This is a genomic window from Methyloceanibacter sp. (genome assembly GCF_050726195.1).
GTDB lineage: Bacteria > Pseudomonadota > Alphaproteobacteria > Rhizobiales > Methyloligellaceae > Methyloceanibacter.
In genome coordinates this window covers 88207-108199 of the sequence record NZ_JBOHJC010000010.1, presented here as the reverse complement: position 1 = coordinate 108199, position 19993 = coordinate 88207, and the positions used below count along the sequence as shown (strand labels likewise).

The window sequence follows — 19993 nt, the reverse complement described above, 5'->3', positions numbered from 1 at the left end:
CATCTCCTCCAGAATCAGACGGGAACTCTTAGCACGGCTTTCAAACCGCCGAGGCGGGATTCACCCAGCGCGATGTCGCCGCCGTGGATCCGGGCGATGTCGCGGGCGATGGCGAGCCCGAGCCCGGTCGAGCCGGCGTCCTGGTTGCGCGCATCATCGACGCGGTAGAACGGCCGAAACACATGCTCGCGCTCGTCTTCCGGAATGCCGGGGCCGTCATCTTCCACCTGGACGGTGAGCGAGCCATTGTGCTTGGCGGCGCTGACGTTCACGTGGTCGGCGAACCGGGCGGCGTTGTTGACCAGGTTGGCGACGGCGCGCTTGAACGCGTGGCGGCGCACCGGCACCACCAGAGGCTCGCCCTCGACTTCGATCTCGATGTTCTTGGCGGCATGCGCCTGGCTCTTCACTTCGCCGAGAATTTCGCCGATGTCGGTGCGTACGATCTCCTCGCCGGAATCGCCCTTGGCGAACGCCATGTAGTCCTCGAGCATGGCCTGCATCTCATCGACGTCGGCACGCATGGCGTCGATCTCCGGCGTCTCCTCGAACAGGGCGAGTTGCAGCTTGAAGCGGGTCAGGACGGTTCTCAGATCGTGGCTGACGCCGGCGAGCATGACGGTGCGCTGCTCCACGTGACGCTCGATGCGGTCGCGCATCTCGATGAAGGCATGGGCCGCCTGGCGCACTTCGCGCGCGCCGCGCGGGCGGAAGTCGGGCGGCGGCGGCCGCCCCTTGCCGAAGCTCTCGGCCGCGTGCGCGAGTCGCAGGATAGGCTTGATCTGGTTGCGCAGGAACAGGATCGCCACGGTGAGCAGCACGAGCGAAGTGCCGAGCATCCACACCAGGAAAATGTGCGAGTTGGAGGCATAGGTTTGGCTGCGTTTGGCGAGGACGTGCATCACCGCATCGTCGAGCTTGATGCGGATGTCGACGAAGTCGGAGCGGCCGACCGTATCGATCCAGAACGGACGCCCGATGCGCGTCGTCAACTCGTCGGAGAGCGCGTCATCGAGGAGGCCGAAGAACGGCTTCGAGCGGACTTCCGGCAGCTCCTCGCCCTTGGCGAAGCGCACCCGCAGGTTCAGATTCTTCTCGGCGAGCGCGGTCAGGGTTTCGCCATTCTGCCCTTGGGGAAACGCCTGATACATGTCGATCAACATGGCGATGTTCTGCACCGTGACGGTCGACAGCCGGTGCGTCACCGTTTGCCAATGCCGTTCCAGGAACACGAACGTCACCACCGATTGGAGCAGCACCATCGGCGCAATGATGATGATGAGGGCGCGCGCATAGAGGCCTTTCGGCATCGCATCGCCGATTGCCGAAAGGAGCCGCCGCAAGGGCCGGCGGCGTTCGGTGGGAAGCGGGGCGGTGTGGGTGAGCGCGTCCATCGTCATTCGGAGTAGAGGATATAGCCTTTGCCGCGCACGGTCTGGAGATAGACCGGGTTGGCAGGATCATGCTCGATCTTGCGCCGAAGCCGGTTGATCTGCACGTCGACGGCGCGCTCGGCGCCGCTATCGGCGCCCTTGGCAAGCTCGTGGCGCGACACCGGTGTGCCGGGACGCTGGGCGAAGTAACGCAACAGCTCGCGCTCCCGCTCAGTGAGGCGAACCGTCTCGCCGTCGCGCTTCAACTCGCCGCGCGAGACATGGAAGATGAACTCGCCCATGCGGACCTCGCTGGAGCCTTGCGCCGCGGCGCCGCGGCGGAGAACGTTGCCGACCCTTAGCAGCAGCTCGCGCGGATCGAACGGCTTGGCGAGATAGTCATCGACGCCGGTCTCCAGACCTTCGATGCGCTGCTCCGGTTCGGCGCGGGCAGTCAGCATGAGGATCGGCACGCGGCTTTCGGCGCGCAGCGTACGGGCGAACTCGATGCCGGACTCCTTCGGCATCATCACATCGAGAATGAGCAGATCGAAGGAGAGGCTGCGCATGGTGGCGCGCGCCGAGGCGGCGTCGACCGCGGTGGTGACGCGGAAGCCGTGGTCGTAAAGATAGCGGGCGAGCAGATCGCGGATGCGGCTGTCGTCGTCGACGACGAGGATATGCGGCGCGTTGTCGTCCGGGCCGCTGGCGCGGTGCGCTTTGATCGCCGTCGGCATGGTCAAGACCCTCCCCCCTTGCCGCCGTCGCTTGGCTCTACCGGCGACGCAGACATTATCGAGGAGACTTTTGGCCGATCTTCGGCATTGATCATGGCCTCGAGAAAGCGGCGGAGGGTGGCCTCGGCCCCGGGCCCGGCGGCCTGAAGGGCGTTGGTGAGGCGGACGAGCTGGGGGGCCGCCAAGCGCTCGGCCAGGGCGCGGCCGCGCGGAGTGGGGAACAGGAGCCGCTGTCTGCGGTCCGACGAGCCCGCCTGCTGCACGATATATCCCTGGTCGATCAATTGCTTGAGCACGCGCGAGAGGCTCTGCTTGGTGATAGTGAGGATCTCCAGCAGGTCGGCGACGCGCAAGCCCGAGTGGCGGTTGACAAAATGCAGCACCCGGTGATGCGCCCTGCCGAAGCCGAAATTGGCAAGGATCGCGTCGGGGTCCTTGGTGAAGTCGCGATAGGCGAAGAACAGCAGTTCGGCGAATTCGTGCAGCTTGGCTTCGGGCAGGGGGGCGCCCTTATCGCCGGGGCGGCCATTGCCGCGCTTGGCCTCGGCGGTCTTGGCGCCGCGAGCGAGTGGCGGATTTAGGTCAGTCATGTTGACATATTTCTCGGGCTGGTTTATGTCAGCCATGTTGACTTAATTGACCCTTGATACGCCTCGCCGCCAACGCGCGCAATCGCCGTCGAGAGGTGGTATGAGGGGCGCTTCTGGTGTTTCGAGGACGAGGCCCGCGGCGAAGAACGGCCGGTCCTGCTCGCGGAGGAGAGCTCATGGCGACCTACGATCAGCGCGACGGCTATATCTGGTTCAACGGCGAGCTGATCCCGTGGTCGGATGCGCGCGTGCATCTCCTCACCCATGCATTGCATTACGGCAGCGCCGTGTTCGAAGGCATGCGCGCCTATAACGGCGAGATCTTCAAGCTGACCGAGCACAATCAGCGCCTGCACAAATCGGCCGAGATCCTCGACTTCGCGATTCCCTATTCCGTCGCCGAGCTGGACAAGGCCGCGCGCGACGTGCTCCGCGCCAACAAGCTCACCGACGCCTATGTCCGCCCCATCGCCTGGCGCGGCAGCGAGCAGATGGGCGTCTCGGCGCAAAAGACCAAGATCAACGTCGCCATCGCCGCGTGGGATTGGGGCGCCTATTTCGACCCGGCCGCGCGCGAGACCGGGCTCAAGCTCACCTTCGGCAAATATCGCCGGCCAGACCCCGCCACGGCGCCGGTCCACAGCAAGGCGGCCGGGCTCTATATGATCTGCACCATCGAGAAGCACCGCGCCGAGCGGGCGGGCTTTGCCGATGCGGTGATGCTCGACTGGCGCGGTCGCATCGCCGAATGCACCGGCGCCAACATCTTCTTCGTCAAGGACGGCGTGATCTATACGCCGACGCCGGATTGCTTCCTCGACGGCATCACGCGGCGCACAGTGATCGGCCTCGCCAAAGAGCGCGGCATCAAGCTGGTCGAGAAGACGATCATGCCGGAGGAGCTCGGCGGCTTTACCGAGTGCTTCATCACCGGCACGGCGGCGGAAGTCATGCCGGTCGCCTCGATCGGCGACTATCAATTCAAGGTCGGCGACATCACCCGCGCGCTGATGGCCGACTATACGGCGCTGACCCACCACGAGACGGCGCGCACCAAGGTCGCCGCGGCGGGGTAGGGCGCTCGCGTCTCACGGATCGGGGAAGGTGCCTGGCGGCAGGTTCTTGTTTGCAACCCACTCAATGCACTTGGGCAATTGACCGTCTGTCTCGATGAATTCCTTCACCGCCTCGTAGGCGTCGGGGAAGGGGATAAAGAGGCCGACGGGCAGGGGATCGTAGTGCAGACTACGCACCCACTCGCGCAGTCGGCTCATATCGCCTTTTGAAGTGAAGGCCTCCTGGTAGCTGCCGCCAAACTTGCGATAAAGCAATAGGACGCCCAGTCCAGGCATGCCCCACATCATCAGGTGAAGGTCTACCCTGCGTCCTGCCAGGTGATCCTCGTTCTCCGTGCCGTAAAGACCTTCCGCCGAAAGGCCAGCAGTGTCGTTTCCTCCTGTGTGAAACCACTCCTGGCCAGGTGGTCCAAAAAAATAGGGCATCAGGTCGCGCGGGTCTGCCCAGCCTTCGTGGTCGTACTTGTCGAAGTCAGTCCACTTTCGCATCGGTCACCTGACTAGTTTGCCATCACGTATCGTGATTGTGATGCCAGTGTTGTCGACAATGGTGATCTCCGGGTTGCCTAGCTCCAATCCGACTAAGGAAGTATGGTCGGATCGCCTGCGACGTGGGGCGAACGCTCAACTGGGCTTAAAGACCCCGGCATCAAGATTGCGGAGGCACATGCCTGCTTCGCCAGCCTGCGGATACTCGCCGGAACTTGCGATCGCTTGAATAACGTTGCGCGCCTCATCGGGGGCCAGCGCCAACGTGTTCTTTGCCGCCTTTAGTCGGACTTGGCTGTTGGGATGATCGTATAAGGGAAATAGAGTTCGCCTCTGGTCGCCTTTGCGAGCCGTTAATTCCTCAAGTATCGCGCGCATTTCGGTGAACAGGCGATTGAATTGGGCTCGCTCACCTTCAAGAAGTGCCTCGTCCTGAGCAAGCGTATTTTCGACGAAGCGCCCGACAAGCTGGTCGGTCGTCAGTTCTTGGAGGCTAAGCCCCGTCATGGACGCCACTCAGGTGGGCCTAAAGGTTCCATCGTCTAGTCCGTCCACCAACATGCCAGCGTCGGCAGCCTGTGGGTAGTGTTGCGAAGCCGCAATGGATTCCAGCAGCCTTCGTCCCTCCTTTGGCGCCACGCCGAGTGTTGAGGTTGCTGCCTTGAGCCTTACTTGAATGTTTGGGTGGTCATAGAGCCGCAACAACTCTAGCCGCGCCTCTATACCACGTGCGCGAAGTTCCCGATCGACATCTAGCATTCGGTCGTAGAGGCGATTGAACTCGGAGTATCGGTCGTCGAGTATCGCATCGTCCTGCGCCAGGGCGATCTGGACGAACCGTTCGATCAACTGATCTAACGTCATATCCTGGAGTCTCCCTCGATTCATGGCTACCTCAAGGATCGGGGAAGGTGCCTGGCGGCAGGTTCTTGTTTGCAACCCACTCAATGCACTTGGGCAATTGACCGTCTGTCTCGATGAATTCCTTCACCGCCTCGTAGGCGTCGGGGAAGGGGATGAACAGGCCAACGGGGAGGGGGGTGTTGTGCAGGTTATGCACCCATTCGCTTAGTCGTCGCAGGTCGCCCTTCGAACTATAAGTCTCTCGGGAGCCGCCACCCCATTTCGTGTAGATCAGGAGGACGCCGAGTTTGGGGATGCCCCACATCAGGAGACGAATGTCGATGCGGCCTTTGTTTACCGGCAACGCATCGCTTCCATCGACTCCTTCTGCCTCGATGCTCGCACCGTCATTGCCTCCGGTGTGGAACCATTCCTGACCTGGAGGAGCATAGAAGTAAGGCCTCAGCTCTAGCGGATCAGGCCAGCCCTTTATTTCTTGAGAATCGAAATAGCCGCTCTTTCTCATGGACCTTTCCTATTCGATCCAATGCCCGTCGCGCATCGTCCGGGTGAACCCGCGGGGGTCAATAAATCTTACCGTGGGATTACCGAGTTCCAATCCTAAGACCGGAAGAACAGTTCTGCAGCTCGGGCACATAACGCGATCGACAGTTACTTCAATCACTCGGGTCTCAAGCGTGCCGCCATTCGCACGAGCTGCTCTCAGAAGGCACGTTGCTTCGGCATGGAACAGCGCGTCGTTGGGAAACTGGCCTATGTCATCAGTGTTGATGACATCAGGATGTTTTTCTATCAGCACGCTTCGTGCTCGTTCCGCTGATGTCCTATCTGAATTGGTGTACGTGATCGCCTGCGAATTGACTCCAAGATACGGAACGCCATCGACTTGACATGTGGACACGCTGTTTTGTTCGCGCGACCATATGGGATCGCCGAGAAGGTCCAGCCCGTGCTGACGCCGAAAAGCATCAATTAGACTGGTAGGTTCCTCCTGAGCAAGCTCGCGCAGCCGCACTTCCGCCTCGCTGCGCGCAGCTTCAGCCCGAGCGATTTCACCTTCTACCGAATTCGGCCTGGTCAGACTCGCGCGGGGCTTCCATGCCGGATCGATGTCGTTGACACGGCGAATGGCAGCACGCGCCTGCGCCTCCGCGATGTCGCGGCGTGCGAGTTGCGCCGGTGTTGCTTCGGCGTCGCTGCCGCGGCGGCGACCGCCGCGCGCTTGGGCTAGGCGCTCGTTTGCGCTCTGAGAGCCGCTTCCGCCGCCAGTGCTTGTCCATTGACCGCCGTCGGGATTGCCGGCAGGGACACGCGGCTGGTTGGGGTCGAAGTTCGCCTTGATGGCGCGGTCGAGGGCGTGGAGCTTGGCCTCGACGACCTTGCCCCAAAGGAGCGCGCGCACGCGGTGGAGCCGAAGGCTTGCCTGCCGACTTGCCGCCGATCTCTGCACCCTGACCCACTCCTCGTTCGGTTCAATCGAACTAGGAATATATTCATAACAATGCTCCGGGAGTCAACCTCAAATTGAGAATACATTCCTGGCTAATTCGCCGGCCAGGAGGGGGAACCGGGGGCGAGTGGTGGCCACATCCTCGGTAGGCGGGCGCCAGCGCCGATCCGTGCTAGGGTCGTGGGGACCCATGGACAGCTTCAGCCGACAATTCGAACAGCGATTCGCGGAGCGCGAGGGGCAACAGGCCGAGCCGCCCGCCTTCGACGCGAGCTTTCGCGCGCGGCTTCTTGATCTGCTGAAGTGGCGGCGGGACGTGCGCCGCTTCAAGCGATTGGCTTTGCCCGAAGGCGCGATCGAGCGGCTGATCTCGATTGCCTGCCTCTCGCCCTCGGTCGGGCTCTCGGAGCCGTGGCGCTTCGTGCTGGTGGAGGACGAGATGCGGCGCGCCGCGATCCGCGATTGTTTTCAGGCGTGCAACAAAGATGCGCTTGAGATGCAGGCGCCGGACCGCGCCGCGCTCTATGCGCGGCTCAAACTCGCCGGCCTCGACGAGGCGCCGGTGCAAGTCTCCGTGTTCGCCGACCGCGCCACGGCGCAAGGCTCGGGGCTGGGCCGCCGCACCATGCCGGAGACCTTGGATTACTCGGTCGCCATCGCCATCCACACGTTGTGGCTCGCCGCGCGGGCGGAAGGGCTTGGGGTCGGCTGGGTGTCGATCCTCGATCCTTCGCGCATGACGGCAATCCTCGACGTGCCATCGGACTGGGTGTTCATCGGCCATCTCTGCGTCGGTTACCCCGAAGCTGAGGACGACACGCCGGCGCTGGAGCGGGCAGGCTGGGAGCAGCGCCGCCCGCCCGAAGGGGTCGTGCTCCGCCGCTGAGGGGCCGCCGCTTTGCACCTTATTTCACCTCTCCCCTGTGGGGAGAGGTCGCGCAGTCGCTCGTTACGACTGCGCGGGTGAGGGGGAGCGGCCCCTCGAGACTTGCGCGTCTTGACCCCCTCACCCTTTCCACCATTGCTCGCTTCGCTCGCGGCGGAAAGCCCTCTCCCCGGCGGGGAGAGGGGAACTCACGCCCGCGGCTTGGCGAGGGGGCGCTTGATCCGGGGCGGGCTTAAGGGCACTCTCAATCCACGCGATGGGGGCATCGCGGGAAGTGGGGGCCCATGCGAAGAGCACGCATTACCGTGGCTGTGGCGGCGCTTGGCCTTGCCGCGCTGGCGGCGAGCGACGGGCGGGCCACCGCCTGGACCTTCGGCGACGCGCTTCAGCACGACCCGATCGCCACGCCGGTCGCGGTGTGGAAAGAGTGCATGGAGATCGCGATGTGCACCGGCTGCAAGCCGGTCTACAAGTGCCGCTCCTGCAGCTATCAGCGAACCTGCGCCGGGGGGCTCTGCAGCTGGGGTGACGTCTGCGTGTGGGGGCCGGCGGTGAGGGTTCTGCCGCGCGGCGCGCGCATCATCCGGAACCCCTAGGTGCGCCGCTCAGCCCGGCAAAACCCAAGGAATCCATCACCTTTCGGTGTGTTGAACCCCTACGCCACATGGGGCATGCTGCCGGCGAAGGGAGTGAAGAGTTGGTCGAGAGTTCCGTCCGGGAGACCTATTCAGCCGCCGTCGCGCGTCCGGTCGCCTTCGCCCTCGGCGTCTTGTTCGGGGTGAGCGTCGTCAGCTTGGCTTGGTATTTCATCGATCGCAACACCGAGAAGCAGTTGAGCCTTCTAAGGGACGAGAACGTCCATCAGGAGCGGGCGCTCGACGCCGCGCTTCAGGCGAAGCTCGATCTGGAGAAGAAGATCACCGCGCTTCAATCCGAATTGAGCGCCGCTCAACAGGCTGTCGCAAACGCGGAGGAATGGGAATACAGCCCCGCGTCGGAACCGATTTTTAATCTGAGCGCTACCAAGCAGAAACTGGAGTCCCTGGAGCTCAATCCAGAACAGCAGATGATCGTCTCCTATCTCTTCGCGAAGGACGGTGCACGATCAGGCATGATCGGCGAGGGAGTCGGCTTGACGGTTGGCCGTGTGGACTACGAGTTGGAAGGCCTGAACTCGAACGGGCTGGTTGCCGCCGGCACTTGCCACCGTAAGGGCGAGACGACACTCTACACCTGCTGGGGACTGACCGCCTTCGGCCGAAAATACGTCGTGAATAAGCTCGACGGACAATCCTCGACCCCGATGGACTCCCAGCAGTCCTCGACCTCGATGGAACGCCAGTAAGCCGGTCAGCACGCCTGAGCTTCGACCCGATGTCTGTCGCTAGCGGGGACCAAAGCGCATACCGCTTTGGACCAAAAACATACCATTGTTGACCAGGGCCAAGCCCCCCGTTATCGTCGGCTGAAATTCCCGGTCCCCTGATGGGAGAGCCGCGCGTTGGACATTTCCGCCGACCAGATCATTCGCCCAGGGCCGCCCAAGCCATCGGCAATCTTGCGCCCAGGCGCGCGGGCGCTTGCACCGGGCGAGGAGCGCTACGCGGTGCCAGGCGGCGGGGCCATCGCCGTGGCGATCCATGCCGGCGACCATATTCGGGTCGTCGATGTGGAAGGCTTGCAGGTTTGCGAGCTGGTGGCGGTCGATGCCGCCGGCCTCGCCGATCCGGCGATATTGGGGGCGCGCGGCGAAGGCGATGCGCGCGGCCTGAAGCAGATCCTGAGCGCAGATGACGAGAGCGCGCGCGCCGTGCGCGCCGGGCTCGAGCGGCGCGGCATCGATCTCGCCAGTGCCCGCGCCGTCACCTTGTTCGGCGGCGAATCGCGCCCCGGGGACTCCGCCGAATTCACCGTTACTCGCGATGGTGTGCTGATCGCCGGCGCGCCGGCCGCACCGATGGAGGCGGGTGCCCAAGATACGGCGACGCCGATCCGCGTGCACATCCGGCGCAGCCGCATTCGCCCGGCGCATGAAACGACACTGCCGGAGCCGCTTGCCGATCCGCAGCAAGACATCCGGGTCAATCAATCGACGGCGCAGGCCTATTTCGTGCGCGCGGGCGAATACATCCAGATCATCGACGTCGCCGGGCGCCAATGCACCGACTTCCAGTGCTTTCCCGCGCGCGGCCTCGATAAGGGGCTGGAGCGTCCGCTCGACGTGACGACGACGCGCTCACTGATGGGGCAGAGCTATCCGCTTCCCGGCCTATTCTCCAAGGCCTTCGATCAGGATATGCAGCCGCTCGTGGAGGTGGTTCGCGATACCGTCGGGCGTCACGATGCCTTCGGACTCGCCTGCAACGCGCGCTACTACGAAGACCGGGGCTATCCCGGCCACGTCAACTGCAGCGACAACTTCAACGCCCAGCTCGAGCCTTACGGTATCGCCCCGCGCAAAGGCTGGATGGCGCTCAACTTCTTCTACAACACGGGCATCGACGCGCATAACGTGCTCTATTTCGACGAGCCATGGTCGCGGCCGGGCGACTATGTGCTGTTGCGCGCGCTCACCGATATCGTCTGTGTGTCGTCATCTTGTCCGGACGACATCGATCCTGCCAATGGGTGGGTACCGACAGACATCCATGTGCGCACCTATTCCGACAAACAAAGCTTCTCCAGAGCGGTGGCCTATAGAATGACGCCAGATGCCGAACCCCAACTCACGCGCGAGACCGCGTTTCACCCGCGCTTCTCGGCGCTGACCCGCAACTTCATCGAATATCGTGGCTATTGGCTGCCGACCTGCTTCTCGAACGACGGGCCGGTGTCTGAATACTGGGCCTGCCGCGAGCGCGCGGTGATCATGGATCTATCGCCTTTGCGCAAATTCGAGGTGACCGGCCCCGACGCGGAGTCGCTCTTGCAATATGTGCTGACGCGCAACGTGCGGAAGCTGGCCACCGGCCAGGTCGTTTATACCGCCATGTGCTACGAGCACGGCGGCATGATCGACGACGGCACGTTGTTCCGTCTCGGCGACAACAATTTCCGCTGGATCGGCGGCGACGACTATAGCGGCATCTGGCTGCGCGAGCAGGCGGAGAAGCTTGGGCTGAAGGCATGGGTGCGGTCCTCAACCGACCAGCTGCACAATGTCGCCGTGCAAGGGCCGAAGAGCCGCGACATCTTGCGCGAGGTCATCTGGACACCGCCGGCGCAGCCCTCAGTGGAGGAGCTCGGCTGGTTCCGCTTCACCGTCGGCCGTATCGGCGGCTTCGACGGTGCGCCGGTCGTGGTGTCGCGCACCGGCTATACGGGCGAACTCGGCTACGAAGTGTTCTGCCATCCCAAGGACGCGCTCACGGTGTTCGACGCCATTTGGCAGGCCGGCGAACCGCACGGATTGATGCCTTTCGGGCTCCAGGCGCTGGACATGGTGCGCATCGAGGCGGGGCTGGTGTTCGCTGGCTACGAGTTCTGCGACCAGACCGACCCGTTCGAGGCGGGCATCGGCTTCACCGTGCCGCTCAAGGGCAAGAACGAGGATTTCATCGGCCGCGAAGCGCTTCAGAGGCGGAGCGAGCACGCCCAAAGAAAACTGGTCGGACTGGAGATGGAGGGGGAGGAGCAGATCGGCCACGGCGACTGCGTCCATGTCGGCCGGGCGCAGATTGGCATCGTCACCAGCGCTACGCGCTCGCCGATCCTGAAGAAGACCATCGCGCTCGCCAGGGTCGACGTCGCGCATAGCGCGCTTGGCACGGAGGTGGAGGTCGGCAAGCTCGACGGCCATCAGAAGCGGCTGCCGGCACGCATCGTGCGCTTCCCGCATTTCGACCCCGACAAGACGCGGGTCCGCTCTTAACCGCACACAAAAAAGAAGGGCCGCAAGCGGGCGGCCCTCTCTTGTTGGATCGCCGCAGCGCTATTCGGCTGCGGCCTTCTTGCCGTCGCTGAGATACGCTCTCATCGAATCGTCCATCGCCTCGATCCACGTCGTGTGGTGCGCCGGCGCCATGGTGCCGGTGCAGGGCGACTTGAACGGTTTGTTGCGGTAGCCGATGATCGAGTCGACCTTGTCGTGCTCCCACTCCTTGAATTCCTCGTCGATAAGATCGAGGTCGATCTTCGGATAGTCGATCACCGCACAGAGATCGCGCACGTAATCGCCCTGGAAGTCGATCTTCTGATCGTCGGTCTCGAGGCCTTCCTCGCGCTTCACCCACGCGTCGATGTCCTTTTGCATCTCGGCCTTGGCCGGCAGCTTGATGCGGCCCATGATGAAGTCGCGTGCGTACCAGGCCTGCGCGTCGAACATGTTGAACGTGTAGAACTGGTCCTGCATGCCGAGATACATGACCTTCGGATTGTCGATCCAGAACACGCCCTTGTAGATGTCCGGCGGATAGAGCCGGTTGTGCGTGCGCAGCCTCAGCTCGTCGGCGAGGAACGGGAAGTGGTGCTGATAGCCGGTGCATAGGATGATGGCGTCGACGTCCTTGGTCGAGCCGTCCTTGAAATGCACGGTCTTGCCGGCGATTTTCGTCAGCAGCGGACGCTCTTCCATGGTCTCCGGCCACTTGAAGCCCATAGCCTTCGTGCGCCAGCACATGGTCACCGACTTGGCGCCATATTTGTAGCACTGCAGCCCGATGTCCTCGGCCGAATAGCTGGCGCCGACGACAAGCAGATTCTTGCCGGTGAATTCGTTGGCGCTGCGGAAGTCGTGGGCGTGAAGCACGCGTCCGGGAAACGTCTCGATGCCTGGAAATGTCGGTACGTTCGGCACGGAGAAATGGCCGGTGGCCACGACCACGTGGTCGAACGTGTCGGTGTGCTGCGTGCGATCGGTCAAACGCTCGAAAATCACCGTGAACTTTCCGGATTTGTCGTCATAGGTGACTTCGCGGACTGCCGTACTGAACTGGATCCAGCGCCTGACATTGCCGTCCTTGGCCCGCCCGATGATGTAGTCAAACAGCACCTCGCGCGGGGGGAATGAGGCGATCGGCTTGCCGAAGTGCTGATCGAACGTGTAGTCGGCAAACTCGAGACATTCCTTCGGTCCATTCGACCAAAGGTAACGGTACATGCTGCAATGAACGGGCTCGCCGTGCTCATCGAGCCCGGTGCGCCACGTGTAGTTCCACAGTCCGCCCCAGTCGCTTTGCTTCTCGAAGCAGACGATGTCGGGAATGTCGGCCCCTTTGATCTGCGCCTGCTGAAACGCCCGCAGCATGCCGAGGCCGCACGGCCCCGCTCCTATAACGGCAACGCGACCCGCCATATCTCATCTCCCTCACGTTCGGAGTTGACCCGGTAAGGCTACCACCATTTGGCAGGAGCGGCTCGGCGGCGGCGCCGCCAAAACCAATTTGCCGCTCTGCTAGGCCATTTTAGACCAGCAAGGGCCCAATTTGTCAAAGTAAAGCGGATTGGTATTGTCCAAGGGCCAAGAACCGGTCTAAGCTGGCCTTGTCAACGCCCGCTAAAGCCGCCGTTATCGCTGTCCCCGGGCAAGTAAGCTGGGCCGGTCGCCCGTTCCAACGGTCGTACCGCCGATCGACGTGGAGGGACCAAATGACGACCAAATTCTCAGTGCGTTCGCTCAACCGCCGCGATTTCCTTTCGACCACCGCAGCCGCCACGATCATGGCCGGCTTCTCGATGCCCAAGATCGCCTTCGGCGCCGACAAGGTGGTGAAGATCGGTTTTCTCGCCCCGCTGACCGGAGAGGTCGCGGCGTGGGGCAAGCCCGGGCTCGACGGTTGTAAGATCTGGGCCGACTGGATCAATGCCGATGGCGGCGTGAAGATCGGCGACGAGGCCTATCAGGTCGAGTTCGTCGCCTATGATGACGAATACGACCCCGGCAAGGCGCGCGCCGGCGCGGTCAAGTTGATCAAGGAAGACGGCGTCAAGTTCGTCATGATGCTCGGCGGCGATCCTTGGCCCGGCGTCTCACCGGTGTCGGACAAGGAGAAGATGCTGTTCTCCACGCTTCTCCCCAGCGATCTGACGCCTGAGACCAAGCTCTTGGTCGCCCCTTGCGAAGTGCATCCGATCTACAACGTGACCGGCGTCGAGTGGCTGGCGGAAAACAAGCCGGACCTGAAGACCGCCGTCATCTGCGCCCAGGACGACTCCCTCGGCAAGCCGTCCGTCGCCACCTATCTTGCGGCATTCGAGGCGGCGGGGATCAAGGTCTTGGGAGATCCGATCTTCTTCGACCCGGCCACCACCGACTTCGCGCCGCTCATGTCGAAGATGCTAGCGCTCAAGCCGGACATCATCTGCCTCGACACGTGCTACGCCGACTACGTCCACCCGCTCACCGAGCAGGCGTTCCAGCAGGGCTTCAAAGGCCAGATGATCTCCTGCACGGCCGACTTCTATCAAAAGATGGTCGAGAAGACCTCCAAGGAGTTCATGGAGGGCTTCATCTTCCAGTTCCCGGACTTCGACGATCCGGCGCTCAATGCCGAGCATGTCAATTTCCGCAAGCCGAACGACTTCTACGAGGAATACAAGAAGCGCTTCGGCGAGAGCGAGTGGAGCGCGGTGTCGTGGGAATATGCCTCCATCATGGATCTCTGGTCCGATGCCGCGGGGCGCGCCGGCACCACCGAGCCGGAGAAGGTGCTCGAGGCCATGCAGGTCGGCGGTACCGGCAAGCAGGCGTTCGGCGAAGCCAAATGGTGGGGCAAGGAGCTGTTCGGCATCGACAATGCCCTGGTCGGCCTGTGGCCGGTGGTCGTCATCGAGGACGGCAAGGCCAAGATCAAGGAGTTCAAGTCCATCCCGGCGTGGTGGGACAAGCACAAGGATCTCATGATCAAGCACATGGAAGCGCTCGATCAGATGTACTACCAGCGCAGCTGAGCCTGCCTCCCACTGCGTGCGTGGGCACTGCCGGCTATCCGCGCCATCTAGACCTGGCGTCATGACGGCATTTGCCGCACCCTGCGCCCATGGGGCAGGACGGCAAGACAAAACTGCGCGCGCCGCCAGATGGATCGTCCGAGGTCGCGGGGTCCGACGATGACTGCTGAGTTGCTGCTTCAGACCATCGTGAACGCGACCTACGCGGCGAGCTATATGGCGCTGATCGCCGTGGGCCTGGTGCTGATCTTCGGGGTGATGGGCGTGATCAACTTCGCCCATGGCGAGCTCTATATGGCCGGCGCCTATGTCATCGTGGCGCTCTATGCCGGTTCCGGCGTTCCCTTCTTTCTCGCCGTGTTCGCCGGTCTCATCTTTGTCGGCCTGCTCGGGCTGCTGATGGAGTATGGCCTGTTCAGACCGTTGCGCGAGAATCCGCTCGGCGGCCTGATTGCCTCGATCGGCTTTCTGCTCATTCTGCAAACGGCGGCGGTGCTTGGCTTCGGTATCCGCATGAAGCACGTGCCGCCGGCGACGCAAGACACCATCGTGTTCATGGACGGCGTGGTGCTGACCTATCAACGGCTCTACGTGATCGTGGCCACTGTTATTCTGCTGTCCGCGCTGTGGGTCTTCCTGCGCAAGAGCAAGTTCGGCTGGGCGTTGCGCGCCTGCGCGCAGGATCGCGAGGCGGCGGCGCTTCAGGGCATCTCCATCAACCAAACGGCGCGCCTTGCCATGTTCATCGGCGCGGCGCTCGCGGGCGTCGCGGGCGCGCTCACCGCCCCGCTCGTCGCACCGACTCCCTATATGGGTCACGCCGTCATCGTCACCGCCTTCATCATCATCATCGTCGGCGGTATCGGCTCGCTGGGGGGCGCGGTGCTCGCCGCCATCCTCTATGCGTTTGTGTATACTTTCGTCACCACGATCTATGACGGGACGCTCGCCAATATCGTGGGGCTGCTGCTGATGCTCATTGTTCTCATCGTGAAGCCGACCGGACTGTTCGGAGCCAAGGAACGTGCCTGAGCGCGCCGCCAGCACGCGACTTTACTGGGCGATCGGAGCTGTCCTGCTGGCGGCGGGCCTCATCGTGCTGCCGCATCTGCTGTCGTTCTCGCAGCAGGAGATCCTGGTCCTCCTCACCATCAACGTCCTGCTTGTGTGCAGCTACCGGCTGCTCACCTTGACCGGCGAATGGTCTCTGGCTCACGCGGTGATGATGGGCGTGGGCGCCTACGGCTCGGCGCTTGCCGCCAAGACTCTCGGCCTGCCGGTGCCGCTCGCCATGCTGGTGGGGGCCGGGGTCGCGGGGATCGTCGCCTTCCTGCTCAGCTTCCCCTTGCTGCGCATGAAGGGGTTCTACTTTTTGATCGGCTCGTTCGCCGCCGGCGAGATCATCCGGCTGGTGTGGAAATGGAGCGAGCTGACGTGGCTGTTCGGCGGACCGAAGGGCATCAAGCTCATTCCGCCGTTTCCCGATATTCCAATCCTGTCGATCGAATTCTACGACCCGGCGAACTACTACTATCTCTGCCTCGTCGTGGTTACGCTGTCGCTCGTCATTCTCTATCGCATCGAACACTCGCGCATCGGCCTCACCTTCCACGCCATCCACTGGCAGGACAAGCTGGCGCAGTCCGTAGGGGTCAACACGTTCCGCTATCGCATGCTCGCCTTCGTGGTCTCGGCGTTCTTCGCCGGCCTCGCCGGCGCGCTCTACGCGCATTATGTCGGAACGGTGAATCCTAGCCGCTTCGGCGTGGAGGAGATGGTCTATATCCTGATCTGGGCGATCGTCGGCGGAACGGCGACGTTCTACGGGCCCATTCTCGGTGTGGTGGCGCTCACCGTGCTCAACGAGGTTGTGCTGCGCGCGCTCAACGTCGACCAGATGCGGCCGATGCTGTACGGCGCGATCCTCATTATCTCGATCCTATTCCTGCCGAACGGGCTGGAGAGCCTGGTGCCGAAGATCAAGGCCTGGATCGCCGGGCGCAAGCAGAAGCGCGCCGTCGGGAAGGAGCAGCCGGCTGAGTAGTGGCGGGCGCTAACCCGCCCTGGTCTTGGTGGTGGTCGGCGCAAGAAGCAAGAAGGCGGCGGCCATCAGCTTGCGCGTATCGTTGAGCATGGCGGGCCGCTCGCGCCGCCACAGCGCCAGCGCGTCCGCCGCCGGCAGATCGACGACGCCTTGAGAATCGACCAGCGCCTCGAGCCGCGCGGTCGCCTCGGCGGCGATCTCCTGCCAGCGTTGTTGCCACCTCGCGCGGTAGGTGGCGCGATGCTGCGCCTCCATGCGCATGTGAAACAGCGAGCTGCGCGCAACGCGCGGGGCGTCCAGGCGGGCGATCCACGGGCCTGTGCTGCGCCACACGCCGAGCGCTTCGCGGAACAGGAATGCGTTGTCCTCGATGGGGCCTCCAAGCGACAGGCAGAGGCCGTAATTGGCGAGGCTCGTGCCGAGGCGCGGGTCGATCGGCTCGAACTCCGCGCGGGCGAGCTGTAGCGTTTGGCCGGCCTCGTCCTTGGCTTGGGCGGTGTCTCGCCGGGCGACGGCCGCGGCGGTCCGCTCGGCCGTCTTCTCCCAGGCGAGATCGGCCTCGCGCCATCCTGCGCTGAGGAGCTCTTTCGCGCTCCAGGCTTCAGGCACCGAGATAAGCCCGCTTCACGTGGTCGTTGTCGTGCAGCTCGTGCGCCGGGCCTTGCAGCGCGATGCGCCCGGTCTCGAGCACATAGGCGAAGCGCGCGAGGCGGAGCGCCAGCTCGGCGTTCTGCTCGACCAGCACGACGGGCACGCCGCGGGCGACGATGTCGCGAATGATGCGCGCCATTTCCTGCACCATGACCGGCGACAGGCCCATGGACGGCTCGTCGAGAACCAGCATCTTCGGGCGCGTCATCAGCGCCCGGCCGATGGCGAGCATCTGCTGCTCGCCTCCCGACAGGGACCGCGCCCATTGCTTGCGGCGCTCCTTGAGACGCGGGAAATGCTCGAACACCTCGTCGAGGTCCGTTTCGATTCCCGTCTTGTCGGAACGCAGGAACGCGCCGGTCCGCAGATTTTCTTCGACGGTAAGGTCGGGAAACACGCGGCGGCCTTCGGGCACATGGGCGATGCCAAGCGCCACGATCTTCTCCGGCGCCATTTTGTCGATGCGCCTGCCGGCGAACACGATCTCGCCCTTGCTGATGCGCGTCAGCCCGGAGATGGCGCGCAAGGTGGTGGTCTTGCCGGCGCCGTTGGCGCCGATGATGGTGACGATGCCGTCCTCGGGCACCGCCATGTCGATGCCCTTGAGCGCGGCCACCTTGTGGTAGTGGACGTGGACGTTGTTGATCTCAAGCAGCATCGCCGGCGCTTCCCAGATAAGCCTCGATGACGGCGGGGTTGGTGCGCACCTCCTCCGGCGTGCCTTCCGCCAGCAGCGTGCCGAAATTCATCACGGTGATGGTCTCGCACAGGCCCATCACCGCCTGCATGTCGTGCTCGATGAGCATGATGGTCACGCCGCGCTCGTCGCGCACGAGGCGTACCAGGTCGATCATGCGCCGCGTCTCTTCCGGGTTCATGCCGGTGAACGGTTCGTCGAGGAGCATGAGCTTGGGGTCGGCGGCGAGCGCCACGGCCATGCCAAGGGCGCGCTGATGACCGTGAGAGAGATTGGCGGCGAGCTCGGCGGCGAGAGCCTGGATGCTGAACAGCTCGAGGATGTCGTGTGCCTTGCAGTCGGCGGCCGCTTCCGTGTGCCGGTCGCTACCGACGATTCGTTTGACGAGCCCCGCCTTGGCGCTGCGGTGGCAGCCGAGACGGACATTGTCGAGCACGCTCAACTCATGGAACAAGGTCGTGCCCTGAAAGGTGCGGATCAGCCCGAGCTCGGCGAGCGCGCTGGTCGCCCGTCCTGAGATGTCCTCGCCAAGATAGACGATCTTGCCGCGTGATGGTGCGTAGAAGCCGCTGATGACATTGAAGGTCGTGGTCTTGCCGGCGCCATTCGGGCCGATCAGGCCGTGAATCGCGCCGGGATAGACGTCGAGGCTGAAGTCGTTGACGGCGAGGATGCCGCCGAAGGATCGCACGAGATCGCGAACTTGAAGAATGGGCTGCTCGGCTGACGGCATCGGCTTCTATCCGGATCGCTCACGAGAGACCGACGCTGCGCAAGCAACGAGCGGCATGCCATTGTCCATGTTTCGCGTGCGGTATGCACCCCAAAACTTCGGATGGCAGCGCGGCGAGTGACGCGCGAGTCCAGATTGGGCTCTACGAGGACGAATGAGTTTATTCAGCGGCGTGTTTGCGCCAGTTCCAGCGCACGCGTGCTGTCTGGTCTTTGGCCTCGGCCTCCACCCAGCGGCTGCCATCCGGTCCCCTCTCGCGCTTCCAGAATGGCGCGCTGGTCTTGAGGTAGTCCATCAGGAAGCGTGAGGCTTCGAACGCGGAGTCGCGGTGCTCCGATGCCGTGACGACGAGCACGATGTTGTCGCCGGGTTTGAGAGCGCCGTAGCGATGCACGATGAGAGAAGCTTGTAACGGCCAGCGCGCGTGCGCTTCCGCCTCGATGCGCGCGAGCTCGGTCTCCGTCATGGCGGGATAATGCTCGAGCGTCATCTCGGTGACGGCGCCGTGTTGATCGCGCACGGTACCGGTGAAGGTGACGATCGCGCCGATGTCGGTGCGGCCTCGCGTCAGCTGCGCGATCTCGGCGCCAATGTCGAAGTCTTCTCGCTGGACTCTGATCACGCTAGCCTCCGGTGACCGGCGGGAAGAAGGCGATCTCGCGGGCTTCACCGATCTTGGCGTCGTGGCGCACATGGCTCCGGTCTATGGCGGCGCGGATCGCCTGTTCGCGCGCGAAGGCGTGCGCGAACTCGGGGCCCCGCGTCTTGAGCCAGGCAATCAGCTCGGCGATCGTGGCGATGCCCTCGGGCAGCGCCACATCCTCGGCGGCGATACCCGTCTTCTCCTTGACCCAAGCGAAATAGAGGAGACGCATGGTCACTCCTCCTCGGTCATGACATGGCGGAAGGTCGCCTTCAGATAATCGAAGCCCGTGTAGAGCGTTAGGATCGCGGCGATCCACAACAGGGTGAGGCCGAACAGCGTGGTGTACGGCCAGATCTTGTCGCCAGCCGGTCCCGCCAGTAGGAAGCCGATCGCCACCATCTGCACCACGGTCTTCCATTTGGCGAGCCGCGTGACCGGCACGCTCACGGCGAGCGTGCCGAGGAACTCCCGCAGGCCCGAAACGAGGATCTCGCGGCACAGAATGATGACGCCGGCCCATAGCGACCAGCCTGCGATCGTCCCGTAAGCGGCAAGCATGAGCAGGGCGGCGGCGACGATCAGCTTGTCGGCGATCGGGTCGAGCATGCGGCCGATGGCGCTTTGCTGCTGCCAGGCGCGGGCGAGATAGCCGTCGAGGAAATCGCTGACGCCGGCGGCGATGAAAATCCACATGGCGAGCCAGCGGCCCCAGTCGGCCGTGGTCACAAAGAAGCAAGCGACGAGGGCAGGGATGGCAAGGATGCGGCCATAGGTCAGGATATTGGGCAGGCTGCCGAAGCGCCCACGGGGGACGCCTCGCGGCGTCGCCACTCCTTGCTGTGCCATATCCGATCGTCCGTCCAACTCAG

23 protein-coding genes are annotated in these 19993 nt (G+C 63.5%); 8 read left to right on the top strand and 15 right to left on the bottom strand.

Annotation, left to right across the window (positions count from 1 at the left end):
- Window positions 1-14: 14 nt before the first annotated feature.
- From ACRECX_RS09030 to ACRECX_RS09020, 3 genes are read right to left on the bottom strand one after another with little or no spacing between them, the layout of a single operon-like run.
- Entirely contained in the window at window positions 15-1394 is a 1380-nt protein-coding gene (locus ACRECX_RS09030) for an ATP-binding protein (RefSeq protein WP_431558499.1), read from the bottom strand.
- 2 nt (window positions 1395-1396) lie between these two features.
- On the bottom strand, window positions 1397-2110 hold the full coding sequence (locus ACRECX_RS09025) for a response regulator (protein WP_431558526.1): 714 nt from the start codon (window positions 2108-2110) through the stop codon (window positions 1397-1399).
- Window positions 2111-2112: 2 nt separating this feature from the next.
- Window positions 2113-2736 (bottom strand): MarR family winged helix-turn-helix transcriptional regulator, encoded by a 624-nt coding sequence (locus tag ACRECX_RS09020; RefSeq protein WP_431558498.1) that lies wholly within the window; start codon window positions 2734-2736, stop codon window positions 2113-2115.
- 140 nt (window positions 2737-2876) lie between these two features.
- On the opposite strand from ACRECX_RS09020, the gene ACRECX_RS09015 reads away from it, so the two are divergent.
- Window positions 2877-3776 (top strand): branched-chain amino acid aminotransferase, encoded by a 900-nt coding sequence (locus tag ACRECX_RS09015; protein ID WP_431558497.1) that lies wholly within the window; start codon window positions 2877-2879, stop codon window positions 3774-3776.
- A gap of 12 nt (window positions 3777-3788) precedes the next feature.
- On the opposite strand, the gene ACRECX_RS09010 is transcribed toward ACRECX_RS09015, so the two are convergent.
- The 5 genes from ACRECX_RS09010 to ACRECX_RS08990 form a co-directional block, all read right to left on the bottom strand.
- On the bottom strand, window positions 3789-4265 hold the full coding sequence (locus tag ACRECX_RS09010) for an Imm1 family immunity protein (protein ID WP_431558496.1): 477 nt from the start codon (window positions 4263-4265) through the stop codon (window positions 3789-3791).
- Between the two features lie 135 nt (window positions 4266-4400).
- Window positions 4401-4772, bottom strand: coding sequence for a DUF2019 domain-containing protein (locus ACRECX_RS09005; RefSeq protein WP_431558495.1), 372 nt, complete (start codon window positions 4770-4772; stop codon window positions 4401-4403).
- Between the two features lie 9 nt (window positions 4773-4781).
- On the bottom strand, window positions 4782-5129 hold the full coding sequence (locus tag ACRECX_RS09000; protein ID WP_431558494.1) for a DUF2019 domain-containing protein: 348 nt from the start codon (window positions 5127-5129) through the stop codon (window positions 4782-4784).
- A gap of 31 nt (window positions 5130-5160) precedes the next feature.
- Window positions 5161-5634: an Imm1 family immunity protein gene (locus tag ACRECX_RS08995; protein WP_431558493.1), complete on the bottom strand. Its 474-nt coding sequence runs from the start codon at window positions 5632-5634 to the stop codon at window positions 5161-5163.
- Between the two features lie 9 nt (window positions 5635-5643).
- Window positions 5644-6531, bottom strand: coding sequence for a hypothetical protein (locus ACRECX_RS08990; protein ID WP_431558492.1), 888 nt, complete (start codon window positions 6529-6531; stop codon window positions 5644-5646).
- Window positions 6532-6769: 238 nt separating this feature from the next.
- Between ACRECX_RS08990 and bluB the strand changes: the two genes are divergently transcribed.
- The 4 genes from bluB to ACRECX_RS08970 all read left to right on the top strand — a co-directional run bounded on the left by bluB (window position 6770) and on the right by ACRECX_RS08970 (window position 11336).
- Window positions 6770-7465 carry a 5,6-dimethylbenzimidazole synthase gene (gene bluB / locus ACRECX_RS08985; RefSeq protein ID WP_431558491.1) on the top strand — a complete coding sequence of 232 codons (696 nt, stop codon included), beginning with the start codon at window positions 6770-6772 and terminating at the stop codon, window positions 7463-7465.
- A gap of 284 nt (window positions 7466-7749) precedes the next feature.
- Window positions 7750-8061, top strand: a complete 312-nt coding sequence (locus tag ACRECX_RS08980; protein WP_431558490.1) for a hypothetical protein — start codon at window positions 7750-7752, stop codon at window positions 8059-8061.
- 101 nt (window positions 8062-8162) lie between these two features.
- Window positions 8163-8810 carry a hypothetical protein gene (locus tag ACRECX_RS08975; RefSeq protein ID WP_431558489.1) on the top strand — a complete coding sequence of 216 codons (648 nt, stop codon included), beginning with the start codon at window positions 8163-8165 and terminating at the stop codon, window positions 8808-8810.
- A gap of 162 nt (window positions 8811-8972) precedes the next feature.
- Window positions 8973-11336, top strand: a complete 2364-nt coding sequence (locus ACRECX_RS08970; RefSeq protein WP_431558525.1) for a DUF1989 domain-containing protein — start codon at window positions 8973-8975, stop codon at window positions 11334-11336.
- A 60-nt stretch (window positions 11337-11396) separates the two neighbouring features.
- Here ACRECX_RS08970 and ACRECX_RS08965 read toward each other — a convergent pair whose 3' ends face one another.
- Complete coding sequence (locus tag ACRECX_RS08965) at window positions 11397-12758, bottom strand: flavin-containing monooxygenase (protein WP_431558488.1); 1362 nt, start codon at window positions 12756-12758, stop codon at window positions 11397-11399.
- Window positions 12759-13051: 293 nt separating this feature from the next.
- Between ACRECX_RS08965 and ACRECX_RS08960 the strand changes: the two genes are divergently transcribed.
- From ACRECX_RS08960 to ACRECX_RS08950, 3 genes are all read left to right on the top strand, one after another.
- The gene (locus ACRECX_RS08960; RefSeq protein ID WP_431558487.1) at window positions 13052-14353 is read left to right on the top strand and encodes an ABC transporter substrate-binding protein; all 1302 of its coding nucleotides are present in this window, start codon (window positions 13052-13054) and stop codon (window positions 14351-14353) included.
- A gap of 159 nt (window positions 14354-14512) precedes the next feature.
- Window positions 14513-15385 carry a branched-chain amino acid ABC transporter permease gene (locus ACRECX_RS08955; RefSeq protein WP_431558486.1) on the top strand — a complete coding sequence of 291 codons (873 nt, stop codon included), beginning with the start codon at window positions 14513-14515 and terminating at the stop codon, window positions 15383-15385.
- Complete coding sequence (locus ACRECX_RS08950) at window positions 15378-16397, top strand: branched-chain amino acid ABC transporter permease (protein WP_431558485.1); 1020 nt, start codon at window positions 15378-15380, stop codon at window positions 16395-16397. The genes ACRECX_RS08955 and ACRECX_RS08950 overlap by 8 nt, the downstream gene beginning before the upstream one ends.
- 9 nt (window positions 16398-16406) lie before the next feature.
- On the opposite strand, the gene ACRECX_RS08945 is transcribed toward ACRECX_RS08950, so the two are convergent.
- From ACRECX_RS08945 to pgsA, 6 genes are all read right to left on the bottom strand, one after another.
- Window positions 16407-17006 (bottom strand): hypothetical protein, encoded by a 600-nt coding sequence (locus ACRECX_RS08945; RefSeq protein WP_431558484.1) that lies wholly within the window; start codon window positions 17004-17006, stop codon window positions 16407-16409.
- Window positions 16999-17706, bottom strand: coding sequence for an ABC transporter ATP-binding protein (locus ACRECX_RS08940; protein WP_431558483.1), 708 nt, complete (start codon window positions 17704-17706; stop codon window positions 16999-17001). The genes ACRECX_RS08945 and ACRECX_RS08940 overlap by 8 nt, the downstream gene beginning before the upstream one ends.
- Window positions 17696-18478, bottom strand: a complete 783-nt coding sequence (locus tag ACRECX_RS08935; RefSeq protein WP_431558482.1) for an ABC transporter ATP-binding protein — start codon at window positions 18476-18478, stop codon at window positions 17696-17698. Before ACRECX_RS08935 ends, ACRECX_RS08940 begins: the two co-directional genes overlap by 11 nt.
- Window positions 18479-18638: 160 nt before the next feature.
- Window positions 18639-19100, bottom strand: coding sequence for a molybdenum cofactor biosynthesis protein MoaE (locus ACRECX_RS08930; RefSeq protein ID WP_431558481.1), 462 nt, complete (start codon window positions 19098-19100; stop codon window positions 18639-18641).
- A gap of 1 nt (window position 19101) precedes the next feature.
- Complete coding sequence (gene moaD, locus ACRECX_RS08925) at window positions 19102-19353, bottom strand: molybdopterin converting factor subunit 1 (RefSeq protein ID WP_431558480.1); 252 nt, start codon at window positions 19351-19353, stop codon at window positions 19102-19104.
- Window positions 19354-19355: 2 nt separating this feature from the next.
- The gene (gene pgsA, locus ACRECX_RS08920; RefSeq protein ID WP_431558479.1) at window positions 19356-19970 is read right to left on the bottom strand and encodes a CDP-diacylglycerol--glycerol-3-phosphate 3-phosphatidyltransferase; all 615 of its coding nucleotides are present in this window, start codon (window positions 19968-19970) and stop codon (window positions 19356-19358) included.
- Between the last annotated feature and the right edge of the window lie 23 nt (window positions 19971-19993).

Excerpts from the sequence above, each read along its gene's own strand:
- ACRECX_RS09020 (WP_431558498.1), bottom strand. The coding sequence starts at position 2,736 with ATGGCTGACATAAACCAGCCCGAGAAATATGTCAACATGACTGACCTA.
- moaD (WP_431558480.1), bottom strand. The coding sequence starts at position 19,353 with ATGCGTCTCCTCTATTTCGCTTGGGTCAAGGAGAAGACGGGTATCGCC.
- bluB (WP_431558491.1), top strand. The coding sequence starts at position 6,770 with ATGGACAGCTTCAGCCGACAATTCGAACAGCGATTCGCGGAGCGCGAG.
- ACRECX_RS08965 (WP_431558488.1), bottom strand. The coding sequence starts at position 12,758 with ATGGCGGGTCGCGTTGCCGTTATAGGAGCGGGGCCGTGCGGCCTCGGC.
- ACRECX_RS09030 (WP_431558499.1), bottom strand. The coding sequence starts at position 1,394 with ATGGACGCGCTCACCCACACCGCCCCGCTTCCCACCGAACGCCGCCGG.
- ACRECX_RS09000 (WP_431558494.1), bottom strand. The coding sequence starts at position 5,129 with ATGACGTTAGATCAGTTGATCGAACGGTTCGTCCAGATCGCCCTGGCG.
- ACRECX_RS09005 (WP_431558495.1), bottom strand. The coding sequence starts at position 4,772 with ATGACGGGGCTTAGCCTCCAAGAACTGACGACCGACCAGCTTGTCGGG.
- ACRECX_RS08940 (WP_431558483.1), bottom strand. The coding sequence starts at position 17,706 with ATGCTGCTTGAGATCAACAACGTCCACGTCCACTACCACAAGGTGGCC.
- pgsA (WP_431558479.1), bottom strand. The coding sequence starts at position 19,970 with ATGGCACAGCAAGGAGTGGCGACGCCGCGAGGCGTCCCCCGTGGGCGC.
- ACRECX_RS08980 (WP_431558490.1), top strand. The coding sequence starts at position 7,750 with ATGCGAAGAGCACGCATTACCGTGGCTGTGGCGGCGCTTGGCCTTGCC.
- ACRECX_RS09015 (WP_431558497.1), top strand. The coding sequence starts at position 2,877 with ATGGCGACCTACGATCAGCGCGACGGCTATATCTGGTTCAACGGCGAG.
- ACRECX_RS09010 (WP_431558496.1), bottom strand. The coding sequence starts at position 4,265 with ATGCGAAAGTGGACTGACTTCGACAAGTACGACCACGAAGGCTGGGCA.
- ACRECX_RS08995 (WP_431558493.1), bottom strand. The coding sequence starts at position 5,634 with ATGAGAAAGAGCGGCTATTTCGATTCTCAAGAAATAAAGGGCTGGCCT.
- ACRECX_RS09025 (WP_431558526.1), bottom strand. The coding sequence starts at position 2,110 with ATGCCGACGGCGATCAAAGCGCACCGCGCCAGCGGCCCGGACGACAAC.
- ACRECX_RS08955 (WP_431558486.1), top strand. The coding sequence starts at position 14,513 with ATGACTGCTGAGTTGCTGCTTCAGACCATCGTGAACGCGACCTACGCG.
- ACRECX_RS08960 (WP_431558487.1), top strand. The coding sequence starts at position 13,052 with ATGACGACCAAATTCTCAGTGCGTTCGCTCAACCGCCGCGATTTCCTT.
- ACRECX_RS08935 (WP_431558482.1), bottom strand. The coding sequence starts at position 18,478 with ATGCCGTCAGCCGAGCAGCCCATTCTTCAAGTTCGCGATCTCGTGCGA.